Origin of the sequence: Rhodococcus maanshanensis NBRC 100610, assembly GCF_001894865.1 — a bacterium.
Taxonomy (GTDB): Bacteria; Actinomycetota; Actinomycetes; order Mycobacteriales; family Mycobacteriaceae; genus Rhodococcus_G; species Rhodococcus_G maanshanensis.
Genome location: NZ_BCXA01000002.1, coordinates 124,005 through 142,931 on the forward strand (window position 1 = coordinate 124,005; position 18,927 = coordinate 142,931).

An 18,927-nucleotide genomic window follows, 5' to 3' on the forward strand; every position below is an offset into this window, starting at 1 on the left:
GGTGAGGTGTTCAATGAATTCGTCGAGGGCGCGTTCGAGGGTGGGGAGTTCGGCACCGGGGATGAGATCCTCGGCGCGCTGCGGCCGAACGATCCGTTCTACGCCGAGCCGCCGCTCACCGGCGCCGAGAAGCCGGGCACCCTCCTCAAGACCAAGCGCGTCGACGTGATGTTCACCGGCTTCAAGCCGGCGAACCTCGAGGCGTACAAGATCATGTACGTCACGACGGGGAACGACGGGGTGACCCCGACCATCAGCACTGGGATCGTGATGATCCCCGTCGACGGCGTGCCCGCCTCGGAGAAGAAGGTCATCGGGTACCAGGAGGCCAACGACAGCGTCGGCGCCTACTGCCACCCCAGCACCCAGTGGACCGGCGGTGATCCTCTTGACGGGGCGTCGTGGTCCGCGCTCGGCCCGCTGGCGCTGATGTTCGGCAAGGGGTACGCCGTGGTGATCTCCGATGTCGGCAACGACGCCGACCCCGATCCGCACGGCGTCTTCGCGGCGAAGTTCGCCGGCCACGCCCAGCTCGACGCGCTGCGTGCGGCCACCTCTGGCGGCGCGACGGGGCTCGTCCCGCAGGCCCCGATCGCACTGTTCGGTATCGCGGGCGGCGGCGTCGGAGCGGCCTCCGCGGCGGAGATGCAGGCGGGCTACGCGCCCGAGCTGAACGTCAAATCCACTGTCCTCGAGGGCATGGTGATCGATCAGCGGAACTTCATGCGGACCGCGGACGGCTCGGTCGGGTCGGGGTTCGCCTTCGCGACCCTGCTCGGACTCGAGCCCTGGTACCCGGAGATGCGGATCGACGACAAGCTCAACCCGGTCGGCAGGGCGCTGGCCGACGAGTACCGCGGCCAGTGCCAGATGCCGGCCTACTTCACGGCGCCGTTCGTGCCGCTCCGGCTGCTGTTCAGCAGCGGCCAGAGTCCCGCGGACATCCCCGAGTTCCAGCACGTCTACGACGACAACCGGCTCGGCGGCCAGGCGCCGAGGTCCAAGGTGCTGATCTCCTCCTGCAGCAAGGACGATTCACCGATGTCCCTTGTACCCGCACAGGATTCGCGTGATCTCGCGGCCCGCTACCGGGCGGGCGGTACCGACGTCACCTATGCGCCGAGCGACTGCGACCTGAAGCGGTTGTTCGCCGACCCGTACGGGTGGGGGACCGACCTGTTCGGCATGCAGACCATCGACTGGATCGACCGGAACTTCGCGGAGTGACGCCGCGGCGCGGCCAACCCGTAAGAACCGGGCGGCGTCCGCGTCGATCCAGTCGTTCAACCAGCCGGCGGGCGGGTCCTCGAGCAGCTCGCCCGACTGCAGCCATTCATAAAGATCCGCATAGGTTTTCGTGGTGATCGCGTCGACGCGGCGGTTGAGCATGGACGGGCGCAGCTCGTCGAAACCGTCCAGGCCCATCGAGGCGATCAGCTGCTTCGCGCTGGCCACCGTCGACTTCTGGAACCGGTACACCCGGGCGGACTTGTCCGGCACGTCGATCGACCTCGAGCGGGCGCGGTCCTGCGTCGCGACCCCGACCGGGCAGTGGTTGGTGTGGCAGGCCTGGGCCTGGATGCAGCCGACCGCGAACAGCATCGCCCGGGCCGCGAGGGTGAAGTCGGCGCCCTGGATGATGCGCTTGACGATGTCGCTGCCGCTGGCGACCTTGCCTGAGGCGCCGATCCTGATCCGGTCCCGCAGGCCGGTGCCGACCAGCGCGTTGTGCACGAGCATCAGGCCCTCGGTCAGCGGCATGCCCATGTGGTCCTCGAATTCGACGGGGGCGGCGCCGGTTCCGCCCTCCGAGCCGTCCACGATGATGAAGTCCGGCGCGGTACCGGTCTCCAGCATGGCCTTGCAGATGCCGAGGAACTCCGCCCGCGAGCCCACGCAGAGCTTGAACCCGACAGGCTTGCCTCCGGAAAGGGCGCGCAGCGTCGAGATGAACTCGATCAGCTCGAGGGGCGTGTCGAAGGCGCTGTGCGCGGGCGGGGAGATCACGGTCACTCCCACCGGGACCCCACGGGTGTCGGCGATCTCCTGGCTGACCTTCGCGCCGGGCAGCACGCCGCCGAGGCCGGGCTTGGCACCCTGGGACAGCTTGATCGAGATCGCCTTGACCTGGGGGTCGACCGCCTTCGCGGCGAAGATCTCCGGATCGAAACGCCCGTCCGGGGTGCGGCACCCGAAGTAGCCGGAGCCGATCTCCCAGATCAGGTCGCCGCCGTGCTTGCGGTGGTACGGACTGATGCCGCCCTCGCCGGTGTCGTGGGCGAACCCGCCGCGTGCGGCGCCCGCGTTCATCGCCTCGACCGCGTTGGCGGACAGCGAGCCGAAGCTCATCGCGGAGACGTTCAGCAGCGCGATGTCGTACGGCTGGGTGCAGTCCGGCCCGCCGAGCCGGACCGTCGGGGTCGCCTCGGGGGCGTGCCGTGCCCGCAGCGAGTGGGCCATGAACTCGTACCCGGGCGCGTGCACGTCCCGTTCGGTGCCGAAGGGCTCGTCGTCCTTGGTGCCCTTGGCCCGCTCGTACACGAGATCGCGGGTCTCACGGTCGAACGGCGTTCCATCGGTAGATGATTCGATGAAGTACTGCTGGATCTCGGGGCGGATCTTCTCGAGCAGGAACCGAGCGTGCCCGAGGATGGGGTAGTTGCGCAGGATGCTGTGTCGACGCTGGATCAGATCCCAGGTGCCGAGGCACGCGAGCGCAAGGGCGATCACGGCGAGAATCCACCATCCGGACCCGATGCCGAGGGCGAGTGCCAGCGCCGCCAGTCCGGCCAGCCACACTCCGACAACGATCAGCCATCTCACCACGGTGCATCCTTTTCGTGTCACGTCCATCGCCGGTCGGTTCGATCGAGTCTCGCACTCGGCCGTGCGGGGCGCCGAAAACGACACGGCGGCCCCGGAAACGAGTCCGGGACCGCCGTGTCGTTGGAGCGGGTGTACTACGCGGGGATGGTCAGAACCTGGCCGACGTTGATGGCGTCCGGGTTCGGGATGCCGTTGGCATCGGCGATGCGCTGGTACTGGTTGCCGTCGCCGTAGAAGTGGGTGGCGAGGTCCCAGAGGGTGTCGCCGGGGGCGACGGTGTGGGTGCGCGGGGCCGGGGGAGCCGGGGGAGCTTCGGCGGCGGCCGGGGCGACGGGGGCGGGCTCGGGCTCCGGCTCGGCCGGGGTCTCGACGGCGGTGTCCGATGCCCAGACGGCCTTGTCGCCCGCGTACAGCACCACGTTGCGGTCGTCCTGGACGACCAGCTTGACGTCGGAGTTGCCTGCGGTCTGGGAGGCCCACACGGCGTCGTTGCCCTCGGTGTACAGCACGAAGTTGCCGTCGTCCTGCAGGTCGGCCTTGACTGCGCTCTTGCCGTTGGTCTTGCTGGCCCACACAGCGTTGCCGCCCTCGCTGAGCACGAGGTTGCCGTCGTCCTGCAGCGTCAGCGTGTACGCGCCGTTGTTGGAGGTGATCGACTGTCCGGCCGTGAGGCTCGAACCGGCCTGCAAGGTGTCCGCCACGTTGTTCCCCTTTCAGAGGTGATCGTCGGTGAAGCGCTTGTAGTGCTGATCCACACGGGGACCACATGATCCGGTCCTCGGCGTGCTCACCGAGCGTACGCGGCGCGAATGAGTTTCGCTGGGGCCGACGGGCCATCTGAACATAGTCTGAACAATGTGACGCGCTGGGAGAACGAACGTGACGAAGAGCAATCACGCGCCTATATACGGCGTTTCGAGGAGTTGGCGGCGCAGGGCGTGGATCTGCACGGGGAGGCCCGGATGGTCGATGCCGTCATCGCGCCGGGCTCGCGGGTGCTCGACGCCGGATGTGGCACCGGGCGTGTCGGCGTCGAATTGGCCAGGCGCGGACACCATGTGACGGCGGTCGACCTCGATCCGGTGTTGGTCGAGGCAGCGCGGGAACACCGGGAGTTGACCGTCCATCGGGCGGACCTCGCCGAGCTCGACCTGCCGGGAGAGGTGTTCGACGCGATCGTCGCGGCAGGGAATGTGCTGATCTTCCTCGAGCCGGGAACGGAACGGACTGTGCTGCAACGGCTTGCCGCGCACCTGGCCGACGGCGGGGTATTGGTGACGGGGTTCGCCACCGACTACCGGTACTCGGTCCGGGACTTCGACGCGGACCTGGAGGCGGCCGGGCTGGTGCTCGAGCAGCGCTTCGCGACGTGGGACCTGCGGCCATGGCGGGCGGACGCGACGTGGGCGGTCACGGTCGCGCGCAAGCGAGGGTAGCGGCCGCCTCAGACCCAACAGGCGATGGCGAGCGGCCCGGCGAACGGAATGAAGGCCAAGGGCGAGCAGGTCAGTGCGGCACCCAATGGGCCCTGCTGTGGATTGAGGGCTGCGGGCGAGACGGGTGTGGGGACCGGTGGTGCCGGTGCCGCGGCGGCGATCGCAGGGCCGAACGCGATCATCGGAACCGTAGCCGCGGCCACTATTGCTGCGCGGAGTCGATTTCTGGTCATGGTGTTCCTCCTGGTGGCGGCCTTGGCGCACCGCGCCGTTCCGGTGGCCCTCGGATTGCGCTCTTCTTATTGTGAGCGTCAGACCTGGGCATGTCACGGCCGTGGGCTACCCGTTTGTCTGCCGCGGGTGGGGTCCGCGAGCCGGGAATGCTCCCACGGCACCCTGCTCGGTTAGGGTGCTTGCGCTGAATCCGAATGATCTTCAGGGGGGAACATGTCCGAGACCGAATTTGCGAGCGCGCCCAGGACCGCGGCGGCGCCGTCCTACGGGGCGCCCGCGTACCCGTCCTATCCGCAGCCCGCACAGGGCCCGCAGCCCATGCAGGCCCCGGCCCCGTACGGCGCTCCGGTTCCCGGCGCGGTGCCTGCGCCGCCGCCGTCGAACGCAGGCTGGGCGGTGGCCGCGGTCGTCTTCTTCTGGCCGCTGGCGTTCGCCGCGTTCAACCACTCGTCCTCGGTGTACCCGAGGTGGGCGCTCGGCGACTACCAGGGTGCGCAGTACGCATCCGACCGCGCCAAGCAGCTCGGCAAGATCGCGTTGTTTGTGGCGGTCGGCCTGTCGGTGCTGTTCTTCATCCTCTACGGGGTGATCATCGCCGCCGCGATCAGCGGCATCGAGGACAGCACCAGCGGGTACTGATCCGCAGGTCTACGGACCGGCGTGTGCGGGGCGCCTGCACCGGTCCGTAGACTCTGGAGACCGTGAGCCTTACCCTCGGAATCGTCGGACTGCCCAACGTCGGCAAGTCCACCCTCTTCAACGCGCTGACCAACAACGACGTGCTGGCCGCGAACTACCCGTTCGCGACCATCGAGCCCAACGTCGGCCTGGTCGAGCTGCCCGATCCCCGGCTGGCCAAGCTCGCCGAGATCTTCGGTTCCGAGCGGCTGCTGCCCGCGACCGTGTCCTTCGTCGACATCGCAGGCATCGTCAAGGGCGCCTCCGAGGGCGCGGGCCTGGGTAACAAGTTCCTGGCCAACATCCGCGAGGCCGACGCCATCTGCCAGGTCGTTCGCGTGTTCGCCGACGATGACGTGGTGCACGTCGACGGTCGCGTCGACCCCGCCTCGGACATCGAGGTGATCGAGACCGAGCTCGTCATCGCCGACATGCAGACGCTGGAGAAGGCCCTCCCGCGCCTGGAGAAGGAAGCGAAGAAGAACAAGGAGCTCAAGCCGCTGCACGAGGAGGCGCTCAAGGCTCAGGCGTTCCTCGACGAGGGCAAGACCCTGTTCAGCGTCAAGGACAAGCTCGACTTCGGCCTGCTCCGGGAGCTGAGCCTGCTCACCACCAAGCCCTTCCTCTATGTCTTCAACGCCGACGAGGCCGTGCTCACCGACGAGGCGAAGGTCGCCGAGCTGCGCGCCTCGGTCGCCCCGGCCGACGCGGTGTTCCTCGACGCGAAGGTCGAGCAGGAGCTGCTCGAGCTGGACGAGGAGGACCGTCAGGAGATGCTCGACTCGATCGGCCAGTCCGAGCCCGGCCTGCACGCGCTCGCCAGGACCGGCTTCCACACCCTCGGGCTGCAGACCTACCTGACCGCGGGCCCCAAGGAGTCGCGGGCCTGGACCATCCACAAGGGCGACACCGCCCCGCAGGCCGCGGGCGTCATCCACACCGACTTCGAGCGCGGCTTCATCAAGGCCGAGATCGTCTCCTTCGACGACCTGGTCGCCGCCGGCTCCATGAACGCCGCCAAGGCCGCGGGCAAGGTGCGCATGGAGGGCAAGGACTACGTGATGGTCGACGGTGACGTGGTGGAGTTCCGCTTCAACGTCTAGTTCCACGCCACGAACGGGCGGTTTCCGGGACAAACGCCGAGTGCGCGTCCCGGAAACCGCCCGTTCGTCGTCGGTCCCGCTGCGACTCGTCCTACGACAGCGACTGCGGGAGTTCGAACAACCGTTGACCGAACAGGTAGCAGGTGAGGGGCCGTGGAGGCTCCACCATGACCTTGCCGCAGAAGAACGGATGCTCCGTTGACCCTTCCGAGGATGTGTCGGCTGCGGAGGCGGTACCGGCCCCGGTGACGAGGCCGGCAGCCACCAGGGCGGTGGCGGCGATGGTGGATGCGATACGGCGATTCGTGACACGAGGCACGGTTGAGCCCTCTCCATTCTGTGATTCCCGGCGAAGCTTCTGATTCCTCTGCCGGGAGGGCGATTCGACCCCGCGGGCACAGTAGCGTGGCGGCGCGAACGCGGTGGCGGATTCGGGTTCATCTGTGGCACTTGACGTTTCGTATGACGCTACGAATGTCTTGTGGGTGCCGACGCAACGATGCCGCCGCGGGGCTCGGCGCTTCTCACCGCCACGACGATCCTCCGTCGGGTCGCGGTCGAGTCTGTGGATCGGCGTCAGATCCGGATTGTCGAGGCAGGCCCGCAATCGGACGAGCGCCGACCCGCGCAGCTAGCGCCCGCTCGGCGTTCGACGACAGCAGGCGGTAACGATCCGGTGTTACTACGGCCCAAGCTACGCGTGCTGCGCATACTCGGCGTGGATACTGCAGCGGTGACGCTCACCAAGCGAACCACCTTGTCGGCCGTATCGATGGTGATGCTCGTCGTCGCGGGCCTGCTGGTCGCGGCCCCGGGGAGCAGTGGCGCCGCACCACCCGCATGGCGCTACACGATGGTGGCGTTCAGCAACGTCAGCGACCGCGACTTGGATGTATACGAGTCGGCGGACGCCACTCATTTCCAGCCCCTCCGACTGTCGGCGTATCGGCCCCCGTCAGGGGTGGTGCGTGACTCGAGCATCTTCCGGCACACCGACGGCTCCTACTACCTCACCTACACGACCGTCGACGGGGCGAACATCGGCTTCGCGCGCAGCAGTGACCGGATCAACTGGACGTACCTGGCCTCCTGGCCGGTCCCGTTCTGCTGCGCCTTCCTGCCGGGCACCGGGGACGGCACCGGCTCGGCGAGCCCGCCGGGATCCTCGGGGTCGGCCGGGTTCAGCGACGGACCGTCGCTGTCGCCGTTCACCACGAAGGCCTGGGCGCCCGAATGGTTCGTGGACGGCGACCGCGTCAACGTCATCCTGTCGATGTCGACCGGTGGAGGATTCGTGCCTTATCTGATGACGGCGCTGGACCCGTCGCTCCGGTTCTGGAGCCTGCCCGTCCCGCTCGACGGGATCGGCGCGGACCACATCGACACCACCGTGGTCAAGGTCGGGTCGACCTATCATGCGTTCACCAAGAACGAGACGAAGAAGGTCATCGAGCATGCGGTCGCATCGTCGGTGACGGGACCCTATTCGTTTGTCCCGCCAGGAAATTGGGGTTCGATGGTGGAGGGACCGGCCGTGGTCCAGTTGCCGAACGGTGTCTGGCGGATGTACCTGGACGCCTACACCGAAGGAAAGTACCTCTATTCCGACAGCACAGATGGGCTGAGCACCTGGTCGCCCGTGCAGGAGCTCCCGGGCCTTTCCGGGAAGGTGCGTCACGTCGGCGTGATGCGCGAGCCGGCGTGAGCCGACTCGGTGCGTTCGGCGTCACTGCGTGGGCGCCTCGCTCAACGTTCGGCGGGTGACGAACCGTCGCGGCGTCCCCGACAGCGGATCGGTGAACTCCAGTTCCCGCGCGAGAAGTTGGAGCGGGAGGGAATGATCGTCCGGCGCCTCGGGTAGCAGGTCGGGGTATCGCCGGTCGCCCAGGATCCCGACGCCGAGCGCCGCCAGATGCACCCGCAACTGGTGCATCCGTCCGGTGTGCGGACGCAGGACCGTGTGCAGCACAGCACGTCCGGAGGCGCTGACGCCTGTCCCTCGTACCTCGACCGCCGTCTCGGCGTTGGGCTCACGGACGTCGTCGACGACGACCCGTAACTCGCCGCGCCGAGACTCGATGTGGTTGCGATAGATGAGGGGCACGGCCCGTCCGGCGAGCGCCGGTGCGTCCCGGTCCCAGCAGGGCGGTCGCGCCGACACTGCCTCGTAGACCTTCGCGACCCGCCGCTTCTCGAACAGTGACTGGTATGCGCCGCGCGTCGCGGGGCGGGCCGAGAACATCACCACGCCCGCGGTCCCGCGATCGAGTCGATGGATCGGCGCCAGGTCCGGGTTGTCGAGGCGGACCCGCAATCGGACGAGCGCCGACTCGCGCAGATAACGCCCACTCGGGGTGGTGGGGAGGAAGTGCGGCTTGTCGATCACGACGAGGTCGTCGTCGATGTGCAGGATCTCCTCGTGGAACGGCACCGGGTCCTCGATCGGCAGGTCGCGGTGGTACCAGACGAACGGGTGCGCGCCCAGCGCCGTGCCGCGACCGACCGGACGGCCGTCGGTGCCCACGATCTCGCCGGCGTCGAACCGCCGGTACAGGACACCCGCGTCCAGGTGGTCGAACCGCGCGACGACGTACTCGGCGATCGTCGCCCACGGCCCGGACGTCGGGACGCGCAGCCGCGTCGGTCCGATCCCGTCCTTGGCGGGCAGCGGTGAGGGCATCGGCACGTGGGTCATCATCGCACCGGCGTCCGGCTTGGGCACGCCGCGGGCGGCGGCGAGCTGGTCGATTGACATTCTGAGGCCTGTCAATCGACCAGAACGAAGTGTTGAACATTTTGAGACATCGCGGGCCGAGCCCTCTAGGCTTCCGCGGCGCGAGGTCAACTACGCCCCGCGTAGCGCTCATGTTGCATCGGATCTTCGCTGGTAGAGCAAACAACTCGGGCCGGACAGCTCGCCTGCCGGTGGGCGCAGCCCTCCCAGCACGAGATCCGCGTACTTCCAGGCCGCATTTGCCGCGTCCGTTTGGAGGTCATGGGAGCGACAGCCTGCTGTAGAGGCGTTGCGCCGCGTTCGCGCCCCGAGATGAGGAGAATGAGTTGACCCCTTCGGTTGGAGGCCACGCTGTACAGCTGGCCAATCGTGACGACGGCTTCGAGGGCGGTGTCCGGTGAGAGCGACGGCCGCATTCCTCCTGACGGTCGGATTGCTCATCGCACCGGCAGTCCAGCTCGCTCCGGCGGCGGGAGCGGCTCCGGGCGGGTTCGGCAGCTCGGACTCCGGCTCGTCGAGCGGCAGCGTGAAACCCGGCGGTCCCGTCGATCCCGTCGATCCCGGCAACCCCGGCGGTCCAGTGGCAGGGAACCTGCGTGGCCCCCTGAGCACCAGTGGTCGCTACATCGTCGACGCAAGCGGAAACCGGGTGAAGCTGAAGTCCGGCAACTGGCACGGAGCCAACGGCACCTGGGAGGGCAAGGGGGACGACGAGGACCCGGCCAACAACAGGTACCAAGAGGTGGGGCACCGCGCACCCCTCGGACTGGACCGGGTGCCGATGGAGACGCTCGTCCATGACTTCAAGGCCCTCGGCCTGAACAGTGTCCGGCTGCCGTTCTCCAACCAGATGATCCGTGACACCCGGCCGGTGAAGGGGCTGACCGCCAACCCGGGGATGAACGGACTGACGCCGCTCGAGGTGTTCGACAATGCGGTCCATGCGCTGACCGGAGCCGGCCTGGCCGTCATCCTCAACAATCACTCCACGTCCACTCGGTGGTGCTGTGGCCTGGACGGCAACGAGTTCTGGAATTCGGGTCAGAGCACTGACCAATGGGTGAACGACTGGGTGTTCCTGGCCGAGCGGTACAAGAACGATCCGGGCGTCGTCGGCGCCGACCTGCGCAACGAGGTGCGACGCGACTCCTTGTATGACCCGAACTGGGGGTGGGGCAACAATACCGACTGGGAAGCCGCCGCCGAACTGGCGGGCAACCGGATCCTGAAGGACGCCAACCCGAATCTGCTCATCATGATCGAGGGCCTCAACTGGCAGGGCATCCCGTTGGACGGCTTTCCGCACGAACGCCCGATCCTGAAGCCGGTGAGGGTGAATTCGGTAACGCTGGTGCGCTCGCACAAGCTGGTCTATGCGGCCCACTTCTACGGCTTCATCGGGCCGAACCACACCGGCGCGTCGGGGATGGGCGAAACCCATGACCCCCGTTTCCGCGACCTGTCGCGCGAGGACCAGTTCAGGGCGATGGATGAGCTGGCCGGCTATGTGGCCACGACACCGGACCAGCATTTCACCGCACCGGTGTGGATCAGCGAGTTCGACGGCAGTAAGGGCGACGTAGGCAAGGACAAGGCCTGGTTCGAGAACATGATCGACTACCTGATCGATCGGGACCTGGACTTCGCCTGGTGGCCCATCGTCAGCTTCCGGCATGACGACCAGGACGACTGGTCTCTGCTGCGCTACGACACCGACGGCAGCAGGCACAGCGTCTTCGACTCGGATGACTGGCGCGGTCCGCATGTGCGCCGGCTCTTGTCCGCGGGCGGCATGACGGGTCAGACCGATCCGGTTCGCAGTTGGTCCATGCTCTATGGGCCACACAGCGACGACAATGCCTCCCTGCGCGCCGCCAACGACTGGGACCCCGGTGCTCGCAAGCTGGCCTGCCCGGACGACCAGCGCCTGGTCGGTATCAGTAACAAGGGGCAGCGCGGGCTGTGCACCGACGCGACCCAGGGCGATCTGTGGACGCCTGGCACCGAAGCGACCATGGTCAATCGCGAACAGCCGACCACCGACTGGGCTCCGGGCCTCACCAAGTACCAGTGCCCCGACGGGCAGTTCATGATCGGCTACAGCCTGCACGGCGACAACCTGTCGGCGATCCTCTGCGCACAAGGGCTCGTTCCGGTGGGCGCACCCGGCCGCACCCTGTGGGACGACCGCGGGGACTCCCGCCCCGCGTCGGGTGAGGGCGGCGACTATGCGAGCGGCTACTCCAAGGCGCAGTGCGATGCCGACGAGTACGCCGCTGGGATCGCCTTCCGCAGTGGCGGCGGCCGCCCGGATGCCCTCTATTGCCGCTCTCTCAGGTGAGCCGGCGGCACCCGTGATCGGGACGTCGCCGAGCCGGGCGATCTTCTTCGCCCGGCCGGTGTCGTAGATATCGACGAACGGGCGGTTCCCGGAGCAAACGCCGAGTGCGTTTCCCGGGAACCGCCCGTTCGTCGTGTCAGATGCTCTGGGGGCAGGCGCGCACGAACCCGAGCTATCGACTGACAATCTGCGCTTGTCAATCGACCAGATTGAAGTGTTGAACATTTTGAGACATCTCAGGCGGAGCGCTCTAGGCTTCCGCGGCGCGAGGTGAACCACACCCCACGCAGCGCTCATGTTGAAGTACGAGATCCACGCATCTCCAGGCCGCGATCGCCGCGTCCGTGGAGGTCATGGGAGCAACAACCTGCTGTAGAGGCGTTGCGCCGCATTCGCGCCCCGAGATGAGGAGAATGAGTTGACCCCTTCGGTTGGAGGCCACGCTGTACAGCTGGCCAATCGTGACGACGGCTTCGATGGCGGTGTCCGGTGAGAGCGACGGCCGCACTCCTCCTGACAGTCGGATTGCTCATCGCTCCGGCGGTCCAGCTCGCCCCGGCGGCGGGAGCGGCTCCGGGCGGGTTCGGTAGCTCGGACTCCGGCTCGTCGAGCGGCAGCGTGAAACCCGGCGGTCCCGTCGATCCCGGCGGTCCCGGCGGTCCCGTCGATCCCGGCAACCCCGGCGGTCCCGTGACGGGTAACCTGCGTGGCCCCCTGAGCACCAGTGGTCGCTACATCGTCGACGCAAGCGGAAACCGGGTGAAGCTGAAGTCCGGTAACTGGCACGGATCCAGCGGCACCTGGAACGGCAGCGGAGACGACGACGACCCGGCCAACAACAACGCCGGGGAGGTGGGGCACCGCGCACCACTCGGGCTGGACCGGGTGCCAATGGAAACGATCATCCACGACTTCAAGGCCCTCGGCCTGAACAGCATCCGGCTGCCGTTCTCCAACCAGATGATCGACGACAGCCGGCCGGTGCAGGGGCTGACCGCCAACCCGGGGCTGAACGGACTCACGCCGCTCCAGGTGTTCGACAATGCGGTCCATGCGCTGACCGGCGCCGGCCTGGCCGTCATTCTCAACAATCACACCACGTCCTCTAAGTGGTGCTGTGGTCTGGACGGCAACGAATTCTGGAATTCGGGTCAGAGCACCGACGAATGGGTGAACGACTGGGTGTTCCTGGCCGAGCGGTACAAGAACGATCCGGGCGTCGTCGGCGCCGACCTGCGCAACGAGGTGCGGCGCACCACCTGGCACGACCCGAACTGGGGGTGGGGCGACAATCAGGACTGGGAAGCCGCCTCCGAACTGGCGGGCAACCGGATCCTCAAGGACGCCAACCCGAATCTGCTCATCATGATCGAGGGCCTCAACTGGCAGGGCATCCCGTCGGACCTCTTCCCGCACGAACGCCCGATCCTGAAGCCTGTGAGGACGATTTCGACAACGCTGGTGCGCTCGCACAAGCTGGTCTACGCGGCCCACTTCTACGGCTTCATCGGGCCGAACCACACCGGCGCGTCGGGGATGGGTGAAACCAAGGACCCCCGCTTCCGCGACATGTCGCGCGAGGACCAGTTCAGGGCGATGGATGAACTGGCCGGCTATGTGGCCACGACACCGGACCAGCATTTCACCGCACCGGTGTGGATCAGCGAGTTCGGCATCGGCAAGGGCGCCGAAGGCAAGGACAAGGACTGGTTCCCGAACATGGTCGACTACCTGATCGATCGGGACCTGGACTTCGCCTATTGGCCCATCGTCGGTTTCCAGAAGGACGACAAGGGCAACGACTGGGGCCTGCTTCGTTACGACACCGACGGCAGCAGGCGCAGCGTCTTCGACGCCGATGACTGGCGCGGTCCGCACGTGCGCCGGCTCTTGTCCGCGGGCGGCATGACGGGTCAGACCGATCCGGTTCGCAGTTGGTCCATGCTCTACGGGCAACACCGCGACGACAACGCCTCCCTGCGCGCCGCCGACGACTGGGACCCCGGTGCCCGCAAGCTGGCCTGCCCGGACGACCAGCGCATGGTCGGTATCGCCAGCGGGGGTAAGCGCGGGCTGTGCACCGACGCGACCGAGGGCGATCTGTGGAGGCCCGGTACCGAGGCGACCGTGGTCACCAAGGAACAGGTGACCACCGACTGGGCCACTGGCTTCACCAAATACCAGTGTTCCGAGGGGCAGTTCATGATCGGCTACAGCCTGCGCGGCGACGCCATGTCGGCGATCCTCTGCGCACCCGGTCGCATTCCGCTGGCCGGCGCCGGTCGCACCCTGTGGGACGACCACCAGGACACCCGCCCCGCGTCGGGTGAGGGCGGCGACTATGCGCACAACTTCCGCAAGGCGCAGTGCGATGCCGACGAATACGCCGCCGGGATCGCCTTCTCCCACAATGACCGTCGCGGTGGCCATCCGGATGCCCTCTATTGTCGCTCTCTCAGGTGAGCCACCGGCACCCGTGATCGGGGCGTCGCCGAGCCGGGCGATCTTCTTCGCCCGGCCGGTGTCGTAGATATCGACGAACGGGCGGTTCCCGGAGCAAACGCCGAGTGCGTTTCCCGGGAACCGCCCGTTCGTCGTGTCAGATGCGGTGGGTCAGGCGCGCACGAACAGGCGCATGGACTCCTCGACCACGGCGTCGCGGGTCCGGCCGTCGGGGTCGGTGTCCGGGCGCAGCCAGATCGAGGCGTGGTTGAGGATGCCGTGCAGGCAGTGCAGGGCAACGGACGGGTCGGGGCAGTCGAACTCGCCCGCCTCGACACCGAGGTCGACGACGCGGCGGAAGAGCTGGTCGTGGCGACGGCGCATCGTCTTGATCAGCTCGCCGTGGTCCGGTGGCCACGGAGCGGGGAACGAGAACACCTTCCCGACCTCGGGGTAACGCACGGTGAGGATGTGCAGCTGCTCGGCGATCAGCGTGCGCAACTGGTCTGTCGCGGATCGGTCCGCGGCCCCGTCGAGGGCCTCGCCCAGGCTGGTCAGCACGTCGGTGGTGAGCTTCTCCAGCGCCTCGGCGACCAACGCGTCTTTGCTCGGAAAATAGTGGTACAGAGTCGCTTTCGCGATGTCGGTGCGCTCGGCCACATCTTCGAAACGCATGCCCTGGTATCCGCTGCTGGAGAGGATCTCGAGCGCGGCGGAGATCATCTCCGCCTTACGACGATCGCGACGGCGGGCGGCGCGTCCCGCCTGGGCGGCGGGTTCCCCCTCCACGGTCGAAGTCATCGGCAAATCATATCGGGCGTCCGGGTCAGGACCTTCCGCCGCGATGTCGGACCTATTCAGCAACCGTAGAGGCGATCTTTCGACTCGATGGGATAAAGTTCGACCCAAGGGTCGAGAAATTGCGAAAGGTGCGTCCGATGATCGAGGCGACAGGACACGGGGCCGGCTACTTCGAGCGGGTCTTCGACCATCGATTCGTCCCGACCCCGCACGCGATCGGTGCGTGGGCGGCCGACGAGCAGCACTTCAGCCCGGTGGCCGGGTTGGTCGTCCATGAGATCGAGCGGACGCGCGCGAGCGAGGGGCGTCCCGCGCTGCCGATGGGGCGCATCAGCTTCGACATCCTCGGCCGAATCGCTCTCGAGGAGTTCGACGTTCACGTCGAGATCGTCCGGCCCGGCCGGACCATCGAACTGGTCCAGGCGACGGTGGTCATCGCGGGCCGTGCCGTGGTCACCGCCCGGGCCTGGTACCTGGCCGACCTCGACACCGCCGCCGTCGCCGGGGGAGAACCCGCCACGCTGGCGGGCCCCGAGTCCGCCTCACCCTGGCCGATGGGCTCGGTGTGGCCCGGCGGCTACGTCGCCTCGCTCGACATCCGGCAGGTCGGCATGCCGAGCGCAGGACGCGCCACGGCCTGGGCGTCGACATCGGTGGATCTGGTGGTGGGCGAGCGAGCAGGCAGCCTGGCCTCATTCCTCGCCCTGGTCGATACCGCGAACGGAATCGGAGTGCTTCAGGACCCGACCAAGTGGATGTTCCCGAACCTGGACCTGACCATCCACTTGTACCGCCAGCCCGAGGGCGGGTGGACCGGGCTCGACACCACCGTGACCTTCGGCTCGACGGGGCAGGGGCTGACGAGCACGATCCTGCACGACGTCCACGGTCCCGTCGGCTGTGCGCAGCAGATCCTCACCGTCCGGCCGCTGCCGGAAGCCGCGGGGCTGACGAGCTAGGGCGCCAGGCCCCGCAACGTGAACAAGAATGGCCCCGCCGGAGGCGGGGCCATTCCAAGTTCGAGGCGTGCGCCAAACCGCACGGATCGGCACGCTCTCGCACGTCCGTCAGATCACGGCACCCTCGAAGAACACGCTGTACAGCCCGCCGATGACGAACGCCGCGACGTAGAGCGGCCCCCTGATCGGATCCCCGGCACTCGCCCCCGCCTGTAGCCAATTCATGATCTCGATCGAACCCATGTCCCCACTCCTCATGTCATGTCGAACCGATCTCTCGCATCGATATCGCCATCGCGCGGGCCGACGTTACCGGCAGCGGGTCTGTTCCGAGGGCGAAACCCGGTGTTGGGCAGTAGCCCCACGCCCACTTCCGGTGGGCGGACCGAAGCCCACTAGGTGAACAGCGGGGAAATAACTGCGGAACAGATCATGGACGTCTAGGGTCATCTGGAATTTGTCCCTACCGCACCTGAGGTGGCTTGTGTCCTTTCCGCCCAGTAACGTCTCCCGCCGCGCCTTTCTGGCCGGCCTGTCCGTACTCGGTGGCGCGAGCCTGCTGCCGGCCGCCGCGAACGCCACCCCCGTCCTGCGTCAGGCCCCCGACGGTGGCGCGGGACTGATCCGGAACCCCGAGTTCGGCAACGGCGTGATGGCCGGGGTGCCGCGTACCGACGGCGCGACATTGTGGACGCGCGTCGGCGCGGCGGGGGGTACCGGCAGCGTCAGTACCGGCAGCATCGGGACGGGCAGCCTCGGCAGTGGGAGTGCCGGGAGCAGCGGCACGGGCGGCGAGTTGGCGCTGATCGTCTCGAAGCGTGAGGACCTGTCCAGCCCGGTTCTCGCCGAACGGGTTCAGGTCCGTGAAGATGCCGACGGTACAGTGCATTTCGATGTGAACGGCCTGGCGCCGGGTGAGACCTACTACTACCAGTTCCGGGGTAACGGGGGCGAGTCACCGGTCGGTCGGTTCCGGACTCTGCGGCCCGCCGATTCCAACGAGCCGGTCCGCATCGGCTGGTTCACGTGCCAGGGCTTCGAGGAGGGCTACTACGCGGCGCACCGGCATCTCGCCGCGGAGGACCTCGACTTCGTCGTGTGCCTGGGCGACTACGTGTACGAGTTCACCAAGCCGGGCGTCCGGGGTGTCGCGACCAACGCGTTCCCGCAGACGATCGACGGCATGCGGGACAAGTACCGCCAGTACCGCACCGACGCGGATCTGCGGCTTATGCACAGCCAGCACGCGTTCATCCCGATCTGGGACGACCACGAGTTCCGCAACAACTACAGCAAGGACGGCTGGACCTTCCCGGTGGTCTCGGACATCGACGCCGCGGTCGGGTTCCAGCAGAAGAAGCAGTGGGCGTGGCAGTCATGGTTCGAGCACATGCCGGTTCCCCGTTTCGCCAACGACCCGACGCGCACCTACCGCTCGCTGCGTGTGGGAAAGACGGTGGAGCTGTTCGCGCCGGACACCCGCCAGTACCGCGACAAGCAGGCCTGCGACGACGCCGAACTCGTCGTCTGCGCCGAGGCCGATGCGGCCAGCCGGACCATGCTCGGCGCGACGCAGAAGCAATGGCTGCTCAACGGGCTGACCGGATCGGATGCGCGATGGAAGGTGATCGCGAACGCCAACATGATGATGGGCATGGTGGTGGCGGACGACGGCGCCCGCGCCTACATGGACACCTGGGACGGTTACGGCGCCGAGAGGACCGAGATCCTGTCCACCGCGGCGCAATCGGTGGACAACCTGGTCCTGGTGACCGGGGACGACCACGACGGCTGGGCGGGCGAGCTGTGGGACACCGGGTTTGCCCCTGGCACGCCGAGCGGTACCCAGGGGAACGCGCCCGGCACCCGGCGCGCGGGCGTCGAGTTCGTCGTCCCGTCGGTCACCTCCGCCAACACCGGGGACGGCGGAGCCACCGGCAGCAGTGACACGGGCGCGGCGCGGGCCGAAGAGGCGAGCAGGCGCGCCAAGAACCCGCACCTGCGGCACGCCAACATGGTTGATCACGGCTACGGGGTTCTCGAGGTCGACGCGTCCGAGGCGCGCTTCCAGTTCCGTACCGTCGACAAGCTGAATCCGAACTCGGGCGTGGAGACGACGAAGGCGCTGCGCACCCCGGCCGGGCAGTCGGTGATCGAGACCCTGTGACCTGCATCGAGATCAAGTGAGCCGCAGGCACACGTAGCGGAGCGGTGTACACAGTCGCCCCTTACCCGTATTCGGGTGAGGGGCGACTTCTGTAGATGGCCAGCTGAGCCCTGTGGTGTTCCGCCGGGCATACTTGCTCGGCGAGGTGCGCTGTATCTGCGGCGGGTCGAGAGGGGTGAGTCGGTGAATCCGAAAACCGAGGCGCGACGGATGCGCATCAACCACTGGAACGACGAGGACAATGTCATCCACTTTCCGGTCAACCCGTTCGAGATCGCGAAAAGCCTTGGCATCGACGTTCACCGGGTGCACCTCGACGACTCTCTTGCCGGCTTCATCGTGCGGGAGGAGCACGGGGGCCCGGTCGAAATCTACGTGAACAAGTCGGACAGTCCCGTTCGACAGCGGTTTACCGTCGCCCATGAGTTGGGACATTTTGCGCAGCGTGAGGGGGACAAGGAGCCGATGGGGTTCGTCGATGAGCGCGCCGAACTCGCGTCGGCTGGAGCGGATCCCCATGAGGTCTGGGCGAACAACTTCGCTGCTGAACTGCTGATGCCTGCCGCCATCGCCAAGAAATGGTGGGCGAAGGGATCATCCGTCGACGAACTCCGGAGAAAATTCAATGTCTCGACGCCGGCGATGAATTATCGGCTCGCCAACCTGGGCCTACTGAAATGAGCACGGAGGTAGACGGCCTGTCGGGGAGCGGCGGAACGACGCAGCTGTCGGGCGAGGACGAGACGACGCGGGTGTGGCAGGCGTCGGTACTCGAGAAACTCCAGCGTGCCGAAGAGCTGGAAGACGAGGCGAAGCGGGCCCGGCCTGCGGGCCGAGCCGGGGGTGAGGCTCCCGACGGCGACTCGAGTGAGAGCTCCGATGCGGAGCAGGACACCCGGACCGCCCTGGAGGCCCAGAAGCTGCGCATCCAGACGTTGAAGGCGGAGAACCGGCAGCAGGACATCCGCCTGCGTAAGCGCCTCGCGTACTGGGCGATTGCCTTCGTGGGCGCGCAGTTGGTTGCCTCGAACATCTTTTTCGGTGTGTACATCTTCTCGAACAGGGCCGACGCCAGTTCTCAGGTGATGACCGCCTGGCTGGCGGCATCAGTGATCGAGGTGATCGGCATCTTGCTGGTGATCGCACGCAGCTTGTTCCCGGTGAAGGGCGGGAACGGAGGCGGTTCGGCGTCGAAGGCCGAGTAGC

The 18,927-nt window shown here is 67.3% G+C and carries 15 protein-coding genes and 1 pseudogene; 11 read left to right on the forward strand and 5 right to left on the reverse strand.

Translation table 11 applies throughout. The features are described 5' to 3' along the window. Positions 1-429: 429 nt before the first annotated feature. A pseudogene (locus tag RM1_RS27125) lies at positions 430-1,065 on the forward strand (lipase family protein); the annotation flags it as partial. Here the strand turns inward: RM1_RS27125 and RM1_RS00820 are convergent. After that, positions 1,036-2,826: an FMN-binding glutamate synthase family protein gene (locus tag RM1_RS00820; RefSeq protein ID WP_343286930.1), complete on the reverse strand. Its 1,791-nt coding sequence runs from the start codon at positions 2,824-2,826 to the stop codon at positions 1,036-1,038. The pseudogene RM1_RS27125 and the gene RM1_RS00820 overlap by 30 nt on opposite strands. A 134-nt stretch (positions 2,827-2,960) precedes the next feature. Continuing rightward, positions 2,961-3,527: a LysM peptidoglycan-binding domain-containing protein gene (locus RM1_RS00825; RefSeq protein WP_027501010.1), complete on the reverse strand. Its 567-nt coding sequence runs from the start codon at positions 3,525-3,527 to the stop codon at positions 2,961-2,963. Positions 3,528-3,635: 108 nt separating this feature from the next. Here RM1_RS00825 and RM1_RS00830 point away from each other — a divergent pair, with 108 nt between their 5' ends. The 4 genes from RM1_RS00830 to RM1_RS00850 all read left to right on the forward strand — a co-directional run bounded on the left by RM1_RS00830 (position 3,636) and on the right by RM1_RS00850 (position 7,982). Then, positions 3,636-4,262: a class I SAM-dependent methyltransferase gene (locus RM1_RS00830; protein WP_072749557.1), complete on the forward strand. Its 627-nt coding sequence runs from the start codon at positions 3,636-3,638 to the stop codon at positions 4,260-4,262. Positions 4,263-4,709: 447 nt separating this feature from the next. Then, on the forward strand, positions 4,710-5,135 hold the full coding sequence (locus tag RM1_RS00835; protein WP_072749558.1) for a CD225/dispanin family protein: 426 nt from the start codon (positions 4,710-4,712) through the stop codon (positions 5,133-5,135). Positions 5,136-5,197: 62 nt separating this feature from the next. Further along, positions 5,198-6,277 (forward strand): redox-regulated ATPase YchF, encoded by a 1,080-nt coding sequence (ychF, locus tag RM1_RS00840; RefSeq protein WP_072749559.1) that lies wholly within the window; start codon positions 5,198-5,200, stop codon positions 6,275-6,277. 772 nt (positions 6,278-7,049) lie between these two features. After that, complete coding sequence (locus RM1_RS00850; protein ID WP_072749676.1) at positions 7,050-7,982, forward strand: glycoside hydrolase family protein; 933 nt, start codon at positions 7,050-7,052, stop codon at positions 7,980-7,982. A 21-nt stretch (positions 7,983-8,003) separates the two neighbouring features. Here the strand turns inward: RM1_RS00850 and RM1_RS00855 are convergent, their stop codons facing one another. Beyond that, positions 8,004-8,975, reverse strand: a complete 972-nt coding sequence (locus RM1_RS00855) for a pseudouridine synthase (protein ID WP_072749677.1) — start codon at positions 8,973-8,975, stop codon at positions 8,004-8,006. 817 nt (positions 8,976-9,792) lie between these two features. On the opposite strand from RM1_RS00855, the gene RM1_RS00860 reads away from it, so the two are divergent. Next, entirely contained in the window at positions 9,793-11,352 is a 1,560-nt protein-coding gene (locus RM1_RS00860; protein ID WP_218019665.1) for a glycoside hydrolase family 5 protein, read from the forward strand. A 759-nt stretch (positions 11,353-12,111) separates the two neighbouring features. Next, positions 12,112-13,815, forward strand: coding sequence for a glycoside hydrolase family 5 protein (locus RM1_RS00865; RefSeq protein WP_218019666.1), 1,704 nt, complete (start codon positions 12,112-12,114; stop codon positions 13,813-13,815). 150 nt (positions 13,816-13,965) lie between these two features. On the opposite strand, the gene RM1_RS00870 is transcribed toward RM1_RS00865, so the two are convergent. Further along, entirely contained in the window at positions 13,966-14,595 is a 630-nt protein-coding gene (locus RM1_RS00870) for a TetR/AcrR family transcriptional regulator (protein WP_072749563.1), read from the reverse strand. A gap of 137 nt (positions 14,596-14,732) precedes the next feature. On the opposite strand from RM1_RS00870, the gene RM1_RS00875 reads away from it, so the two are divergent. After that, positions 14,733-15,554, forward strand: coding sequence for a thioesterase family protein (locus tag RM1_RS00875; protein WP_072749564.1), 822 nt, complete (start codon positions 14,733-14,735; stop codon positions 15,552-15,554). Between the two features lie 108 nt (positions 15,555-15,662). Here the strand turns inward: RM1_RS00875 and RM1_RS26975 are convergent, their stop codons facing one another. Next, positions 15,663-15,797 carry a hypothetical protein gene (locus tag RM1_RS26975; RefSeq protein ID WP_281252112.1) on the reverse strand — a complete coding sequence of 45 codons (135 nt, stop codon included), beginning with the start codon at positions 15,795-15,797 and terminating at the stop codon, positions 15,663-15,665. Positions 15,798-16,038: 241 nt separating this feature from the next. On the opposite strand from RM1_RS26975, the gene RM1_RS00880 reads away from it, so the two are divergent. The 3 genes from RM1_RS00880 to RM1_RS00890 all read left to right on the forward strand — a co-directional run bounded on the left by RM1_RS00880 (position 16,039) and on the right by RM1_RS00890 (position 18,926). Further along, positions 16,039-17,721 (forward strand): alkaline phosphatase D family protein, encoded by a 1,683-nt coding sequence (locus RM1_RS00880; RefSeq protein WP_072749565.1) that lies wholly within the window; start codon positions 16,039-16,041, stop codon positions 17,719-17,721. Positions 17,722-17,904: 183 nt separating this feature from the next. After that, entirely contained in the window at positions 17,905-18,402 is a 498-nt protein-coding gene (locus RM1_RS00885) for an ImmA/IrrE family metallo-endopeptidase (RefSeq protein WP_143069427.1), read from the forward strand. Continuing rightward, positions 18,399-18,926 (forward strand): hypothetical protein, encoded by a 528-nt coding sequence (locus RM1_RS00890; protein WP_072749567.1) that lies wholly within the window; start codon positions 18,399-18,401, stop codon positions 18,924-18,926. The genes RM1_RS00885 and RM1_RS00890 overlap by 4 nt, the downstream gene beginning before the upstream one ends. Position 18,927: the final 1 nt, after the last annotated feature.